The sequence below is a fragment of the Clostridium nigeriense genome (genome assembly GCF_900086595.1).
In the GTDB taxonomy this organism is placed as follows: Bacteria; Bacillota; Clostridia; order Clostridiales; family Clostridiaceae; genus Clostridium; species Clostridium nigeriense.
Map to the genome: position 1 here is coordinate 2,543,165 of NZ_LT575472.1, position 15,930 is coordinate 2,559,094.

At 28.0% G+C, this 15,930-nt stretch carries 15 protein-coding genes and 1 other annotated feature; all 15 genes read right to left on the bottom strand.

What is annotated here, in order from left to right; genetic code table 11:
* Positions 1-3 precede the first annotated feature (3 nt).
* The 15 genes from BN6774_RS12000 to BN6774_RS12070 all read right to left on the bottom strand — a co-directional run bounded on the left by BN6774_RS12000 (position 4) and on the right by BN6774_RS12070 (position 15,832).
* Positions 4-261 (bottom strand): IreB family regulatory phosphoprotein, encoded by a 258-nt coding sequence (locus BN6774_RS12000; protein WP_066893994.1) that lies wholly within the window; start codon positions 259-261, stop codon positions 4-6.
* Positions 262-402: 141 nt separating this feature from the next.
* On the bottom strand, positions 403-3,042 hold the full coding sequence (gene alaS / locus BN6774_RS12005) for an alanine--tRNA ligase (protein WP_066893998.1): 2,640 nt from the start codon (positions 3,040-3,042) through the stop codon (positions 403-405).
* A 54-nt stretch (positions 3,043-3,096) separates the two neighbouring features.
* Positions 3,097-3,268 (bottom strand) — a binding site (T-box leader).
* Between the two features lie 63 nt (positions 3,269-3,331).
* The gene (locus BN6774_RS12010) at positions 3,332-4,363 is read right to left on the bottom strand and encodes an AI-2E family transporter (RefSeq protein ID WP_066894001.1); all 1,032 of its coding nucleotides are present in this window, start codon (positions 4,361-4,363) and stop codon (positions 3,332-3,334) included.
* Positions 4,357-4,839, bottom strand: coding sequence for a PRC-barrel domain-containing protein (locus BN6774_RS12015; protein ID WP_066894004.1), 483 nt, complete (start codon positions 4,837-4,839; stop codon positions 4,357-4,359). Before BN6774_RS12015 ends, BN6774_RS12010 begins: the two co-directional genes overlap by 7 nt.
* An 88-nt stretch (positions 4,840-4,927) precedes the next feature.
* A complete protein-coding gene (gene mnmA / locus BN6774_RS12020; RefSeq protein ID WP_066894007.1) occupies positions 4,928-6,010 on the bottom strand; it encodes a tRNA 2-thiouridine(34) synthase MnmA in 1,083 nt (360 codons plus the stop codon).
* A gap of 8 nt (positions 6,011-6,018) precedes the next feature.
* The gene (nifU, locus tag BN6774_RS12025; protein WP_066894010.1) at positions 6,019-6,450 is read right to left on the bottom strand and encodes a Fe-S cluster assembly scaffold protein NifU; all 432 of its coding nucleotides are present in this window, start codon (positions 6,448-6,450) and stop codon (positions 6,019-6,021) included.
* On the bottom strand, positions 6,434-7,633 hold the full coding sequence (nifS, locus tag BN6774_RS12030; RefSeq protein ID WP_066894013.1) for a cysteine desulfurase NifS: 1,200 nt from the start codon (positions 7,631-7,633) through the stop codon (positions 6,434-6,436). The genes nifU and nifS overlap by 17 nt, the downstream gene beginning before the upstream one ends.
* Positions 7,634-7,635: 2 nt before the next feature.
* Positions 7,636-8,088 carry an RrF2 family transcriptional regulator gene (locus tag BN6774_RS12035; protein WP_066894016.1) on the bottom strand — a complete coding sequence of 151 codons (453 nt, stop codon included), beginning with the start codon at positions 8,086-8,088 and terminating at the stop codon, positions 7,636-7,638.
* Between the two features lie 118 nt (positions 8,089-8,206).
* Positions 8,207-9,457 (bottom strand): replication-associated recombination protein A, encoded by a 1,251-nt coding sequence (locus BN6774_RS12040; RefSeq protein ID WP_066894019.1) that lies wholly within the window; start codon positions 9,455-9,457, stop codon positions 8,207-8,209.
* A 24-nt stretch (positions 9,458-9,481) separates the two neighbouring features.
* A complete protein-coding gene (locus BN6774_RS12045) occupies positions 9,482-9,973 on the bottom strand; it encodes a hypothetical protein (protein WP_066894022.1) in 492 nt (163 codons plus the stop codon).
* Between the two features lie 178 nt (positions 9,974-10,151).
* Positions 10,152-11,036, bottom strand: coding sequence for a ComEC/Rec2 family competence protein (locus BN6774_RS12050; protein ID WP_066896648.1), 885 nt, complete (start codon positions 11,034-11,036; stop codon positions 10,152-10,154).
* Between the two features lie 184 nt (positions 11,037-11,220).
* A complete protein-coding gene (locus BN6774_RS12055) occupies positions 11,221-11,685 on the bottom strand; it encodes a threonine/serine exporter family protein (protein WP_066894025.1) in 465 nt (154 codons plus the stop codon).
* A 1-nt stretch (position 11,686) separates the two neighbouring features.
* A complete protein-coding gene (locus BN6774_RS12060; protein ID WP_066894028.1) occupies positions 11,687-12,451 on the bottom strand; it encodes a threonine/serine exporter family protein in 765 nt (254 codons plus the stop codon).
* 297 nt (positions 12,452-12,748) lie between these two features.
* Positions 12,749-13,171 carry a UDP-N-acetylglucosamine pyrophosphorylase gene (locus BN6774_RS12065; RefSeq protein ID WP_066894032.1) on the bottom strand — a complete coding sequence of 141 codons (423 nt, stop codon included), beginning with the start codon at positions 13,169-13,171 and terminating at the stop codon, positions 12,749-12,751.
* A 48-nt stretch (positions 13,172-13,219) separates the two neighbouring features.
* Entirely contained in the window at positions 13,220-15,832 is a 2,613-nt protein-coding gene (locus tag BN6774_RS12070; RefSeq protein ID WP_066894035.1) for a 3'-5' exonuclease, read from the bottom strand.
* Between the last annotated feature and the right edge of the window lie 98 nt (positions 15,833-15,930).

The window sequence follows — 15,930 nt, forward strand, 5'->3', positions numbered from 1 at the left end:
TCTTTATTTTATTTCTAAATAAGATTTTATAACTTCCTCAAGAATTTCATCTCTTTCAAGTTTTCTTAGTAAAGCTCTTGCTCCGTTGTAGCTTGTAATGTAAGAAGGGTCCCCTGAAATAAGATATCCAACTAACTGGTTAACTGGATTATAACCTTTCTCCTGTAACGCATTATAAACATCTGTTAAAATAGATTTAGTCAAATCTCCTTTGTTGATGTTCAAATTAAATTGCATTGTCGCATCTAAGTTATTATTCATACAACTGCTGCTAATTGCAGCTCACCCCCTTACTTATATTTAATTAATAGTATCCTAGTAATAGTATATCATTATTTTAAAATTCTATACATACTTCACTTTTCTTATTTATATTATAACCTATAAAGGCTTAAAAGTACACTACTTTACTAAAGATTCTATTACTGAATAAGTTTTTTCTAATGCATCTTTGATATTTTCAGGATTCTTACCACCAGCCTGAGCCATATCTGGTCTTCCTCCTCCGCCGCCTCCAACAATAGAAGCAACTTCTTTAATTATCTTACCGCAATGAACTCCCTTATCTAAAACATCCTTAGTAGACATTGCAATAAGATTCACCTTACCACCTACATTGCTAAATAATACAACTACTCCGCTAGAAAGTTTATTTCTAACCTTATCTCCAAGATCTCTTAAAGAATTTCCGTCAATTCCTTCTACAGCATAAGCTGCTACTTTTACACCCTTAACTTCTTTAGCTGAATTTAATATTTCATCTTCTACTCCTGAAGCTAATTTACTCTTTAGCTCTACTATTTCTTTTTCTTTTTCTTTTATTTCAGCATTTTGAGAAGATATCTTCTTAAGAACATCTTTTTCACTACACTTTAATGCACTACATGCTTCTTTTAACAACCTTTGTTTTTCTTCCATATACTTAATTGCATTTATTCCAGTAATAGCTTCGATTCTTCTAATACCAGCAGCAACTCCAACCTCTGAAACTATTTTAAACAAACCAATTTCTCCAGAGTTATGAACATGCGTACCACCACAAAGTTCCTTTGAAAATTCTCCTACACTTACTACTCTTACCTTATCTCCATATTTATCATCAAATAAAGCCATCGCTCCAGACTCTTTGGCTTCATCTAAAGTCATAAGATCAGTATCTACAGTAAATACTTCCATTATTTTTCTATTAACTAAATCTTCTAAAGTATTTATTTCATCTTCAGTTAATGATGTAAAATGAGTAAAGTCAAATCTTAGTCTTTCATCATCTACATATGAACCCGCTTGATTAACATGCTTTCCAATCACTTGCTTTAAAGCTTCATGTAACATATGAGTTGCAGTATGATTCTTTTCAATATTGCTTCTTCTTATAAGATCAATTGTTAAGTTTGCTTCTTCATTTGCTTTAATAGTTCCTTCATTTACCTTAACGTAATGAATAGTCTTTCCACCTATATTTTTCTTAGTATCATAAACATAAGCTTCTCCAGAAGCAGTTTTTATAGTACCCTTATCACCTACTTGACCACCCATTTCAGCATAAAATGGAGTTTTCTCAGTTACTATATATCCTTTTTCTCCTTTTGATAACGCATCTACAAACTCAACATCATTAGCTAAAACAACAACCTTAGAAGAAATCTCTAAATTACCATAGCCAACAAATTCAGTATTTATTGAAGCTTCAATTTTATTTATTGGACTTTCATCACTACCCATGTAAGATGATTCTCCTCTAGCACTTCTAGCTCTTTGTCTCTGTTCTTCCATTTCTTTTTTAAAGGATTCATGGTCAACACTCATCCCTTTTTCTTCTAGTATTTCCTCAGTCAACTCAATAGGGAAACCATAAGTATCATATAGCTTAAATGCTTTTTCTCCCTTTAATATTTTTTCATTTGAGATTTTCATTTCTTCAATATAATCATTTAATATACCCATTCCTGAATCTATAGTTTCATTAAATCTTTCTTCTTCTAAAGAAACTATCTTTTCAATGTATTCTTTACTTTCTTTAAGATTTGGATAAGCTCCTCCATAGTTATTAACTACTGATTCCACTATATCAGTTAAGAATAATCCCTTAATTCCTAATAACCTTCCATGTCTAGCTGCCCTTCTTAAAAGTCTTCTTAATACATATCCTCTACCTTCATTACTTGGTTGAACTCCATCTGAAATTAACATAGTTACAGATTTAACATGATCTGTAATTATCCTTAATGAAATATCCTTTTGAGAATCAACTCCATATTTAACTCCTGAAAGTTCTGATACCTTATTTAATATATTTTTAACAGTATCGATTTCAAATATATTATCTACACCTTGCATTATTGTTGCAATTCTTTCAAGTCCCATTCCTGTATCTATATTAGGATTAGCTAATTTATTATAATTACCATCTTCATCCTTATCAAATTGTGTAAATACTAAGTTCCAAAATTCTACTACCCTATCTTCATCGCTAGCTTTTAGGAAATCATCAACATTTGTAATAACACCTTCGCCTCTATCATAATGGATTTCAGTGCAAGGTCCACAAGGCCCAACTCCAATTTCCCAGAAGTTATCATCTTTTCCTAATCTGAAAATTCTTTTTGGATCTACATCTGTCTTCTTACACCAAATATCAAAAGCTTCATCATCTTCTAAATAAATAGTAACATATAATTTATCCTTTGGAATTTGTAAAGTTTCAGTAATAAACTCCCAAGCCCAAGGAATTATTTCTTCTTTAAAGTAATCTCCAAAAGAAAAATTACCAAGCATTTCAAAGAAAGTACCATGTCTTGATGTTTTTCCTACATTCTCAATATCACCAGTTCTTATGCACTTTTGACAAGTAGTAATTCTCTTTCTTGGTGGTTCTTGTAGTCCTGTGAAGTAAGGCTTAAGTGGTGCCATACCTGCATTTATTAATAATAATGATTTATCATTTTTAGGCACTAGAGGAAAACTCTCTAGTCTTAAGTGATCTTTTGATTCAAAAAATCTTAAATAAGCTTCTCTAAGCTCATTAGTTCCCATGAATTTCATAATCTTACCTCCATTTAGTCAATTTATAAAATAAAAAAAGTTTCCATCCCTGAAAAAAGGGACGAAAACATAAATTCCGCGGTACCACCCTAATTATGCAAAAAATGCATCACTTAGTTTAATATAGCTCCAAGATAGCTTCAATATATTATGTAAGAAGTTTTCAGCATCCACTTCCTCTCTGAATACATAGGGTATATTTACTCATTCTCTTCAACGCTAAATATTAAATTTTCTTATATTTCAATGAAATTATAGTTTATTTATTAAAATATGTCAATTATTTATTTTAGAATAAATAATCATTGATGTCCTCATAGATAACTTTAATTATTACAGCAATAGGAACAATTATAATCATTCCAATAAAGCCACCAACCTTTTCACCGATTAAAAGCAGTATTATAATAATTATTGGATGCATATTAGTACTATCACCAGTTATTTTAGGTGATAAAATATTTCCTTCTATTTGTTGTATTATAAATACAACAAATGCCGTCCATAAAGCCTTATTGGGAGATTCCATAAGAGCTACAAAAACAGCAGGTATTCCCCCTATTATTGGACCAAAATAAGGTACAATATTAAAAATTCCATTAAATATTCCAAGAACAATTGCAAATTTAACATTTAAAATAAGCAAAGCCACAGTAGTTAATACACCAATAATTACAGATAAAAGCAACTGACTTATTATATATCTTGATAATACCTTATCTATATGAGTTATTACATTCTTAGCAATTATTCTTTTTTCTGTTGGTAAAATTAATAATAGCTTATTAAAAATCAATTCACCATCTACTAAAAAGTAATATGTTACTATTGGAATTATTGCCAATGAAATTAAGCTTTCTAAACAAGATAAAATATTATCAAATAAATTATTAGAAAATGTCCTTAAGAAAATATTCATTTCATCTCTGATCCTCATATATATATCTTCAAATAGTGAAATATTATTTAAGTTCATCTTTTGGGCTAAAGACTCCACATATGAATCTATATTATCTAATATGTTTCCCAAATTATAACTTTCTCTTAATATAGAAGGAATAAGTATATATATAAATAGTGAGACACCAATTAAAATAGTAAAAATTATAATTATAGAAGATGTTCTTTTTGTAATTTTAATTTTTTCACTAATATTATCTCTTAAGGGTTTTAATGTATAAGCAAATATAAAGCTTAAAAATATAATATTAACTATACTATTTAATGTCTTTACTTTTAAGTAAAGTATTATTATTAAAAATATTAACAATAATAATATTATATATTTAATTATATTTCTATACTTATTACTTACTAGCATGTTTTTTTCTTTCTTGGCATACTTTGAAATTTAACTTCATTACTACCAAAATACAAAATAAAATCTTCTCCTAGTATGCAATCCTTTGGTAATAATATTTCTTTCCCTCTTATTATTCGATCAAATATACCTGAACTTATAATTAATCCCTTAATAGAAAAATCTTTTTCTTCTATAATTATATCTTCTAGTACTCCTTTAATTATATTATTCCTATCTTTAACATCCATATCCTTTATTGTTTTAAAGGATATTCCTTCTTTTTTATTTAATTCTTTAATTATAATTACATCTTCTATTGAAATAATATCATTTATTTTTATAAAATTTCTTTTGTTAAAAAGTAAATAGTTTGAAATTAAAAAACCTTGAATTCTTCCCTTATTGAAATCTATGTAAATATCCTCAATTACCCCTAAGTACTTCCCCCTTATATCATAAACCTTTAGCAAATAAAAATCCTTAGTTTTTAACATGCTATTTCTCCCTTCTATAAACCATAGAATTATTATTTCCTAAAGAATAAAAAAAATTCCTATATATTAAAATATAGGAATTTTTATTTTATAAAATGCTTTCTATTATTCCGCCGCCAACTACAATATTTCCATCATAAAACACTACTGATTGACCTTTAGTAATGGCTCTTTGCTTTTCCTTAAATGAAACTTTTACTTTTCCATTCTCTAATGGATATATTGTAGCTTCTGAAGGTTTTGCCGAGTACCTTACCTTTGCTTGAATATGCATTTCTTTTTCTAAATTTTCAAAAGGTATAAAATTAATATCCTTTGCAATTAAATCAGTTTTAAATATATCTTCTTCAGGTCCAATAACAACTTCATTAGTATTAGGATTTATATCAGTAACAAAAACTGGTCTTCCTAAAGCTAATCCTAATCCTTTTCTTTGTCCTATAGTATAATATACTATTCCTTTATGTTTACCTAAAACATTACCATTTTTATCAACAAAGTTACCTTGCTTAACTTCATTTGGTTTAACTAAAGAAATATATTTTCCATGATTATTATCTGGTATAAAACAAATCTCTTCGCTATCCTTTTTATTATGAACAGCTAAACCAATTTCCTTTGCAATTTCTCTAATTTTGTCCTTTGTATAGTCTCCACAAGGCATTAAAGTTTGACTTAATTGTTCTTGAGTAAAATTATATAAAGCATAAGTTTGATCTTTTCTATCATCATCTGCTTTTATTAAAAGGTATCTTCCATCTTCCCCCTTTTCAATTTTTGCATAATGACCTGTGGCTACATAATCAGCTCCAATGCCTTTAACTCTTCTTAAAAATTCATCAAACTTTATATGCTTATTACATGCTATACATGGATTAGGAGTTTTTCCTTCAATATATTCTTGCACAAAGTAATCTATTACTTTTTCCTTGAAAGACTCTTTAAAGTTAAGTACATAAAAAGGGATTCCTATTCTATCAGCAACCCTTCTTGCATCCTCAACTGATGAAAGAGAACAACAACCGCCTTCTCTTTCAACATAATCCTCATCTTCATCATCAAAATGTTTCATAGTTACGCCTATTACATCGTAACCTTGTTCTTTTAAAAGGTAGGCAGCAACAGAGCTATCAACTCCACCACTCATACCTACTACAACTTTCTTCTTCATTTTAATTCCTACTCTTCGCCATGAACATGATCATGAATATCATCATGCTCTTCAAAATCCCAAAGCTCTAACCCTGAATTTTTTCTATAATCATTAATAGCCTTATGTATCGCCTCTTCTGCTAATACAGAACAATGCATTTTTACAGGTGGAAGTCCATCTAAAGCTTCAGCAACAGCTTTATTTGATAATTCCCAAGCTTCTTCTACTGTTTTTCCTTTGATTAATTCAGTTGCCATTGATGATGAAGCAATAGCAGATCCACATCCAAAGGTTTTAAATTTAACATCCTTAACTATATTATCTTCAATTTTTAAATAAACCTTCATTATATCTCCGCATTTAGCGTTACCAACTTCTCCAACGCCATTTGCATCTTCAATTTCTCCTACATTTCTTGGATTTCTAAAATGGTCCATTACCTTATCGCTGTACATCATAGTATTTTTCTCCCTTCTTAATAAAGTCTTCCCATAAAGGAGACATGTTTCTTAATCTTTCAATAATAGGTGGTACAACTTCTAAAACATAATCTACATCTTCCTCAGTTGATCCATCACCTAAAGTTAATCTTAATGATCCATGAGCTAATTCATGAGGTAATCCTATAGCTAATAATACATGAGATGGATCTAATGATCCTGAAGTACAAGCACTTCCACTTGAAGCACATACCCCTTCAAAATCTAATGATAAAAGAATTGATTCACCTTCTATAAACTCGAAAGTTATATTAGCATTTCCAGGTAATCTTTTATCACCTCTAGGTCCATTTAATCTAGTGTGAGGAACCTTTAATAGTCCATCTATTAATTTATCTCTAAGAATAGTTAATTTTTTATTATGCTCTTCTAAGTTCTCTGTAGCTAGTTCTATAGCTTTTCCAAGTCCCACTATTGAAGCTGTATTTTCTGTTCCAGCCCTTCTAGCTCTTTCTTGACCTCCACCATGAACTAAATTATCTATTCTTACTCCCTTTCTTATATAAAGAGCTCCTATTCCTTTAGGTCCATAAATTTTATGCCCTGCTAAAGATAACAAATCTATATTCATTTCTTTAACATCAACAGGAATATTTCCTACAGCTTGAACTGCGTCTGTATGGAAAAACACTTTTCTTTCCCTACATATTTCTCCTATTTCTTTTATAGGTTGAATAGTTCCAATTTCATTATTAGCAAACATTATTGAAACTAATATTGTCTTATCTGTAATTGCATTTTTTAGTTCTTCTAAATCTATAAATCCTTCTTTATCTACATTTAAATAAGTTACTTCAAATCCTTGTTTTTCTAAATACTCACAAGTATGAAGAACTGCGTGATGTTCAATTTTAGTTGTTATTATGTGATTTCCTTTTTTTCTATGTGCTGATGCAATTCCCTTTATTGCCCAGTTATCAGCTTCTGAACCACCACCCGTGAAATAAACCTCATTTAGATCACAGTTAAGTGCTTTGGCTACTCTAGCTCTAGCCTTATCTATAGCCATTTTAGTTTCTCTTGAAATCCCATAAAAAGATGATGGATTTCCATACTTTTCAGTAAAAAATGGCATCATTTCTTCTAAAACTTCTGGCTTAACATAAGTAGTTGCTGCATAGTCCATATATACGTTTTTCATATTTACTCGCTCCTCTTTACAAACTTAATGGATTCACTTTCGTGTTTTAATCTATTATAGTCATCTACAATATCTTGAAGTGTTATACTCTCCATTACTTCATCAATGCTGTTTTTTATTTTTTCCCATAACAATCTAGTAGCACAAAAATCTATGTTGTCACATTCAGATCCCTCAATACATTCTGCTATTTCTACAGGCCCTTCTAAAACATACATAACATCTGCTACTGTTATATCCTTTGGAGCACTATTTAAAACATAACCACCTTGAGCTCCTCTTATACTTTTAATAAGTTTTGCTTTTCTAAGGGGCGAAAATAATTGTTCTAAATAATATTCAGATATATTTTGCCTTTGAGAGATTGTTTTTATTGAGACGGGGGCATCTCCATAGTGCATGGCTAAATCTACCATAGCCTTCACCCCGTATCTACCTTTAGTAGAAAGCTTCATAATTCTTCCCCCTTTTAATGTTGACCATTTTACTTGTATTTACTTCATATATCTTATCAAAACACTCTGATATTGTCAATAATATCAATGCCTCTTAAACCCTTCTTTTATGCTAGTTTTACAAATTATTTTTTACATTTTCCCAATAATATTTTATGCTATTTTCATATTTATTATTTTGTGGATTATAGTATTTAGCATCTATTAAATTATCAGGCATATATTGTTGTTTAATATAATTATTTTCATAGTCATGTGGATATTTATATCCACCCACCCCTAAGCTTTTAGCACCTGAATAGTGAGCATCCTTTAAATGCTTAGGTACATCTCCTATATTTTTGCTTTCTATATCATTCATAGCTCTTGAAATAGCTAAATATGCACTATTAGACTTAGGTAAAGTTGCAAGATAAATTACAAGTTCTGATAATATCAAGGAAGCCTCAGGCAACCCAACCTTTAAAGCAAGTTCAACACCTGAATTAACAACTCCTAATGCATTGGGATGTGCAAGTCCAATATCTTCAGCTACAATTACACTCAATCTTCTTATTATTGCTTGTAAGTTACCTGACTTTATTAATCTGGCCAAATAATGAACTGCTGCATCTGGATCACTTCCCCTTATGCTCTTTTGAAGTGCACTTAAAAAATTATAATATTCATCCCCACTTGCATCTGCTCTAATATGTGATTGATTTAACTCTTCAATATATTCTATAGATATTTTTTTCACTTTACTTAATTGAGAGTTTATAGAAAGTTCTAAAATATTATAGGCTTTTCTATAATCCCCTTGTGATATCTCTGATATATATTTTAAAGCTTCTTTAGAATATTCAACTTCTATGCCCTCATTAACCAATTTGTTTATAGCTTTTTCTAATCCTTCTATTATTTCATCTATAGAAAGAGACTGAAATTGAAAGATATTACATCTACTTAAAATAGCTTTATGAATAGCAAAATAAGGATTTTCAGTTGTACTTGCTATTAATGTAACCCTGCCATTTTCAATAAATTCTAGAAGAGCTTGTTGTTGTTTTTTGCTAAAATGCTGAAGTTCATCTATATAAATAACAACTCCATTATAATTTAGTAAACTATCTAGGCTTTCTGTTATTTCCTGTATATCTTTTACAGATGCAGTTGTAGCATTTAACTTATAAAATTTTTTGTCACTATAATTAGCCATAATATTAGCCAAAGTTGTTTTTCCTGTTCCAGGAGGTCCATATAAAATACAATTTGGAATTCTCTTACTTATAATTAAATTGTACAATGGTTTTCCTTTACCTACTATGTTATTTTGCCCTATAAAATCCTCTAACATTTGAGGCCTCATTAATTCTGCTAGCGGCTTCATTACCCTCACTCTTTCTCTATTTTTTTATTTAAAACCTTCATTTAATTCTTTAGCTTTATCTAAGCTTTCATATTCTGTGAACCCTTCAATATAAAGTTCACCATTTCTTTCTTTTAATATAACTTCAACTGGTACATCTTCACCAACAACTTCATCACTTAACTTTTCATCTTCGTGAGTTTCCAATGCTTTAGCTTCCATGTTTATAATCATGCAAACTACGTACCTAGCATCTTCATTTCTAATACTAACTATACTACTTTCATATTTCTCAAGATTTAATTCTCCAACGTAAAGAGAATAAAATTCTACATAATTGCATACATAAAAATTCTTTTCACTAATATGTTTTTTCATAGTTTCATCATATCCATTTTTATATGATAGTACTAAATCAATAGTCTCTTTGACTTTCTTTTCTTCACTACTTGTTATTCCATTAGAATTCTTAGAACATCCAACTACAAGTAATTGAAAACTAATAATTAATATAAAAATTAGAACACCTTTTTTCATCCTATCCTCCATAAATATATTTTTAGTTTATAAAAATCTTATAAACTCTCTCTTAAATAATATCACAAAAATATAATTTCTATGTTTAATAAATAAAAAAGTATAGAAATATAATATATAGGTTTTCACGCTCTAGTTCACCTAATTTTATATTTCTATACTTAAAAACTAATCAAAATTATTTTTCTGTTTTTATTTTTATATTATTCCCATCAGATGTAATAGTTATTTGCCCTTGTTTATCTGTTCTATATGCTTTTATATTCATTTTATTTATTAAATCTAATGTTTCCCTATGAGGATGCCCATAAGTATTATCTAAACCACAACTAATTATGCCATATTTCGGAGATACAGCTTCCATAAATTCCTTAGTAGATGAAGTACTAGAACCATGATGTCCAAACTTAATAACATCAGACTTTAAATCATTAGAATATTTATCTAAAACTTCCCTCTCTACTTCCTTTTCTGCATCACCTGTAAATATAAATGTATTATTACCATAAGTTAATTTCATAATAGGTGAATAGTTATTAAAATCATCATAATTTTCATCTATAGGAGAATAAACCTCTATCCTAGCACCTTCCCCTAGCTCAAAACTTGTCCCCTCTTTTATCACTTTTGCCTTTAACCCTTCATTACTCACTGCCTTCATCATATTTTCAAAGGTTTTAGTTGTATTAGTTGTTTTTGGCATATAAAAATTTTCCACATTATATCTATCGAATACTTTTGTCATTCCACCAATATGATCTTCGTGAGGATGTGTTGCTATAACTATTTCAAAATCGTCTATATTTTTATCTTCCAATTGCTTTATTAATTTATCTGAATCACTTCTTGGACCAGCATCAATAAGTATATCAAAATCATTTACCTTAATGTAAGCCGAATCTCCTTGTCCAACATCTAAATAAGAAATTTCTAAAGTTCCACTTGGTATTCCTATATTAGTTTTTGTTATATCCTTCCCAAAGTATAATGAAAAGGCAGCTATAGCTCCAAACAATATAATAGTTAGTAATTGAGCCTTTTTATTTCCTTTATTTTTTTTCATATTTCTAACAAAGGCTTTTTTTAAGTCATTTTCTTTAGTCAAAGTTTTTCCTCCTATTTATTTTTTAGTAATAAATATTATATGTATTAATTTTAAAAATGTCAAAAGGCGCTACATTTTGTCCTGCAGCGCCCCATAGCCATAGTCAAATAAAAAATATAAATAACTTCTGACTACACTTCTATTATTTGTGGCTTATTATATTTTTATTCACATCTATTTTGATTTTCTTATTTTTTATAACAGTCTTAGTAATTGTAGAAACTAATATTATTCCTAATGCTAAAGAACCTGCCGATGCTATTGTCTTTATACCTATTTCTAATGATTTCATAACATCACCAGTTATTGCTTCTACCATTGTATAATACATTCCACCACCGGGTACCAATGGTATTAAAGCAGCAATAACAAAGGTGGTTACAGGAGTTTTTAATATTCTTGCAAATATTTCAGAATATATGCTAAGTGCTAGAGATGCTAAAAATAATGATGTCGTATCTGTTATTCCTAATTTTAAGGAAAGTTTATAAACAAACCATCCTAAAGCACCACATAATGCTGCAAAAAATAAATTTTTACCTTTTATATTAAAAACTATTCCAAATGCAAAAGATGATATAAATGCCGCTATAACTTCAATTATCATTTTATACTCCCCCAAATATACTTATCCAAAAACTTAAAACTACACCTGTACCAACTGCTACAGCAATTGCTGTTAGGAAAGCTTCTGCTCCCCTTGCTAATCCTGAAACTAAATCACCAGCTACTGTATCTCTAATTGCATTAGTTATAGCAAGACCTGGGACTAAAAGCATTATAGAACCAATAATAACCTTGTCCATATCATTAGCTAAATTAATTTTAATTGATAATATTGCTAGCAAGGCTAATATTCCAGCTGAAATACTTGTTATAAAAAATGAATTCAAACCCATTTCTTCACATTTTATTGAAACATATTTTACTGCTAGTCCAATTATAAAAGCTGCTACTGCATCTTTAATTGAACCTCCAAATAAAAATACAAACCCAAAAGCTCCTATAGCTGAAAATAAAATAGTGGTATTATTTGAATATCTTTTTTCTTCTTCTATCTCTTTAAGTCTTTTTTTTAGTTCTTCTAAATTTATATTTTCACTATTTAACCTTCTTGCTAAATCATTAACCTTATGAATCTTTTGTAAATCTACTGATCTATTAGATATCCTTACAACTAAAGATTTAATTATTCCTTTATAAGATACCGAAGCTATTATTACTGTAGGAGTTGCATAACTACTAGCTGTATCTACACCTAAGGACATACAAACTCTGTTCATAGTCTCCTCAACTCTATAAGCTTCTGCACCACTTTCTAACATTATCTTTCCTGCATAAGATGCCACTTCAAGTATTTCATTTATCTCCATTTTTTATCCCTTCTTATAAAAATCAACTGATATTTATTATACAATCATAGCCTTTAGCATGTCTATATTGATTTTTTATAAAAATTATAATATTTTTTAGTTTTATTTTACTCAATAATAAAATATATTTGCGCCTATCAAATACAACTTTTATTACCAAAATATTATAAAATATAATTTTATAAATAAAAAAAGTGTATTTATACAATTTTGCTTATAACCTCTACTTACATTTAAGTCATAATAAAATTAATAAATACACTTCAAAATTGAAAAAATACAACTTTATATGATAAATTAAATACTTTTTATTATATTATTAATAGAATCAACTGATGCCTCTCTTACTGTAAATATCATATCTTCGTCTATTCTAATCTTAGTTTCATTATTATTGATTTTTGTTTTATTTAAATTAAGTCCAGTTGCCCCAAATTCTTTATATTTAGTAGGTGCAACATCTATTTTAAAAATACCGTCCTTTGCTCCCGTAATTTTTAGTAAGCTTCCTTTACAATTAATATCATTAATATTTAAAGTAATTATATTGTTTCCTTTAAGTACCACTTTATTTTCTGGAACGGACACTACTTTAACTTCTCCTGTCATAGTCATCCAACCACCACTTAATTTTAACTTAGATAATAGTTCAAGTTTATATTCTTCTGTAACTTTGGTTAATAATTGTCCAAGTTCATAAATATTTAATTCATGTTTCATCACTTAATTCCTCACTGTATAAATAAAATTTTCTTCATTATACTACAATTAATAATCATTATCCATATGTTCTTTATTAATAAAATTAATAAATCTACTAATTTTATTCTCTCTTCCATACTCTTCATATAGATGATAAGTTATATATAGTCTCTGTTTAGCTCTAGTTAATGCCACATAAAAAGTTCTCATTTCTTCTTCAATATTATTAGATTTTAATGACATATAGGAAGGGAATACCCCATCTTGAAGTCCACATATAAATACAGTATCAAACTCTAAACCTTTTGATTGATGAACAGTTATTATAGGTATTCTTTTTTTATTTATTCTATTTACTATAAGATTTTCTAATTCTCCATTAGAAAGCCCTGTTATTTTAATTATATCTAATAATGAATCTCTGTTACTTTTACTTTTATCATCTAAATCCTTTACTAATACGTAGAAATCTCTAAGTCTATCTATTTTTTCACTAGCTTCTTTTTCAATTTCACTACCTCTTCCACTATATAAAGTTTTTATATTAAAGCCTTTAATTACATCAACTATTATATCTTGTGGCCTCTTCTCATTAGCTCTGGAAAAAAGGTTATTTAAGGCATCATTAATTTTATTAAAGGACTTCAAATGCTTACTCATTAAACTAATTCTTTTAAAAGAAGTTGCTATTATATCTTTTTCTATTGCTCTTACTAATAAGTCTTTAGTTGCTAATATATCATCCATAGCATCATGACTTGGCTTGTTTTCAGTACTAAAAATTTCACTTAAGGTTTCAAGCTTATAATTAGGTAATTTTGTATGAAATCTTCTATATATATCTAAAGTGTCATAAAATGTTTTAAATCTAAGACCAGTAATATTATTTCTAGTAAGTTCGCTAGTTAAAATATTTATATCATACTGAACATTATGTCCAACAATAACTGCATCCTTTGAAAATTCAATAAATTCTTTTAATATCTTTTCTTTATCCTCACCATTTTCATTTAAAAATTCATCACTAAATCCATGTACCCTAAAGGAACTTTGTACAGATTTTTTATTTTTCAAAAACTTTTCAAAGTTTTCTATTACTTTTCCTTGTTTATTTATTTTTATTGCTGCAATTTGAATTATTTCATCCTCTGTAACATCTGTTCCTGTACTTTCAACATCAAAAACAATAATATTATCATTTTGAAATTCCTCTATTAATAATGAATATTTCTCACCATATATTTTTGCATTTTCATCAATAAAATCTGTTAATGATATTCCTACCTCTCTATATTCTTTTGAGTCTATAGCATTTAAAGTAGATTCTCCTATACCAGTTGGTAATCTTTTCACTATTCTTTTTAAACTTATATTATCGTACCTATTAGCTATAAGTTTTAAAAATGCAATTATATCCTTTATTTCTTGCCTTCTAAAAAACTTAAACTGATCAACTAATATAAACTCAAAACTAGACCCTTCATAGCCTATTATATTTTGAAACTCTCTGCTTAAACTTATATTATAATTGTTATCTCTACTTAATACACAAACCTTTGATATATCTTCATTATTTTTATCTAAGTCTCTAATTTCATCAAATATGTATCTAGCTTCTTCTCTTAAAGTATTAGCCTTTTTAATTTTTATTTTCTTTCCTTCTATTTCTGTGTTAGCTGTTATTTTTTCTTTATATATAGAATTATACTTTTTATTAAAAGCATTTTCTAGAAAACTTAAAGAAGCATTTGTTATATATTTTGTAGACCTATAATTTTTATTAAAAATAATTTCCTTAGGATTATATTTTTCTTTAAATAAATTAAGTATTTTATCAGGTTCAGATCCTCGCCATCCATATATTGTTTGAAACATATCTCCACAAAGTAAAATATTGTTATTGCCAAATATTTTTTCTATAATTGAATACTCTAGTGTACTAGTATCTTGTACCTCGTCTATACTAATATATTTAAATTTATTTTTTAAATATATTACTAAATCCTCATCTAACAACAATTCCTTAGCTTTAGTAGTTAAATCTATAAAATCAAGGCCATGATTATTATAAAGTAAAGAATTATAGATCATTACCAAAGCTCCACCTTGCCGTTCTAAATCTTCTTTCATTTTAAAATCTAGTTTACCTCTATTACTGCAAATTGAATTAATTTTATCTGTTTGAAACTTAAAAATACTTTTTACAGCTATATTATAATCTTTAAGTAAGTCTTTACTAGAAATATTAAGCTTAGTTTTTTCTAGCTTTACTAATTCTATAAATTGCTGAAGTTTACTTATTGTATAATTATAAAAATTGCATTCTTTAATTATTTCCTTACAATCTTCTTCATCAAAAACTAAGGAATCTATAAATATATCTGATCTTTTTTTAGCTTCGCTTTTTATTAAATCAAAACAAAAACTATGAAAAGTTCTTATTGTAATATCTTTGGCACTTTCCCCTACAACTTCTTCTATTCTACTTCTCATTTCAAAGCAAGCTTTATTTGTAAAAGTGATACATAAAATTTCTTCTGCCTTTGCTTTTTTAGAATCTATAATATTTGAAATTCTATGTGATAATGTATTAGTTTTTCCTGTACCTGCTGATGCAAGAAGTAATATATTTTTCTCTAGCTCATTTATAACTAGGGCCTGCTCTTCATTTAAAATCATTTTAAACCTCCTACCCCTGATTACTAATAATATTATTCTATCATATTCTTTTTTATTTCAAATAATTATTGATATTCTAATTAATAACTAACGAAAAC

Excerpts from the sequence above, each read along its gene's own strand:
- nifU (WP_066894010.1), bottom strand. The coding sequence starts at position 6,450 with ATGATGTACAGCGATAAGGTAATGGACCATTTTAGAAATCCAAGAAAT.
- BN6774_RS12045 (WP_066894022.1), bottom strand. The coding sequence starts at position 9,973 with ATGAAAAAAGGTGTTCTAATTTTTATATTAATTATTAGTTTTCAATTA.
- BN6774_RS12050 (WP_066896648.1), bottom strand. The coding sequence starts at position 11,036 with ATGAAAAAAAATAAAGGAAATAAAAAGGCTCAATTACTAACTATTATA.
- BN6774_RS12035 (WP_066894016.1), bottom strand. The coding sequence starts at position 8,088 with ATGAAGCTTTCTACTAAAGGTAGATACGGGGTGAAGGCTATGGTAGAT.
- BN6774_RS12010 (WP_066894001.1), bottom strand. The coding sequence starts at position 4,363 with ATGCTAGTAAGTAATAAGTATAGAAATATAATTAAATATATAATATTA.
- BN6774_RS12065 (WP_066894032.1), bottom strand. The coding sequence starts at position 13,171 with ATGAAACATGAATTAAATATTTATGAACTTGGACAATTATTAACCAAA.
- mnmA (WP_066894007.1), bottom strand. The coding sequence starts at position 6,010 with ATGAAGAAGAAAGTTGTAGTAGGTATGAGTGGTGGAGTTGATAGCTCT.
- BN6774_RS12040 (WP_066894019.1), bottom strand. The coding sequence starts at position 9,457 with ATGAAGCCGCTAGCAGAATTAATGAGGCCTCAAATGTTAGAGGATTTT.
- nifS (WP_066894013.1), bottom strand. The coding sequence starts at position 7,633 with ATGAAAAACGTATATATGGACTATGCAGCAACTACTTATGTTAAGCCA.
- BN6774_RS12055 (WP_066894025.1), bottom strand. The coding sequence starts at position 11,685 with ATGATAATTGAAGTTATAGCGGCATTTATATCATCTTTTGCATTTGGA.
- BN6774_RS12070 (WP_066894035.1), bottom strand. The coding sequence starts at position 15,832 with ATGATTTTAAATGAAGAGCAGGCCCTAGTTATAAATGAGCTAGAGAAA.
- BN6774_RS12000 (WP_066893994.1), bottom strand. The coding sequence starts at position 261 with ATGAATAATAACTTAGATGCGACAATGCAATTTAATTTGAACATCAAC.
- BN6774_RS12015 (WP_066894004.1), bottom strand. The coding sequence starts at position 4,839 with ATGTTAAAAACTAAGGATTTTTATTTGCTAAAGGTTTATGATATAAGG.
- alaS (WP_066893998.1), bottom strand. The coding sequence starts at position 3,042 with ATGAAATTCATGGGAACTAATGAGCTTAGAGAAGCTTATTTAAGATTT.
- BN6774_RS12060 (WP_066894028.1), bottom strand. The coding sequence starts at position 12,451 with ATGGAGATAAATGAAATACTTGAAGTGGCATCTTATGCAGGAAAGATA.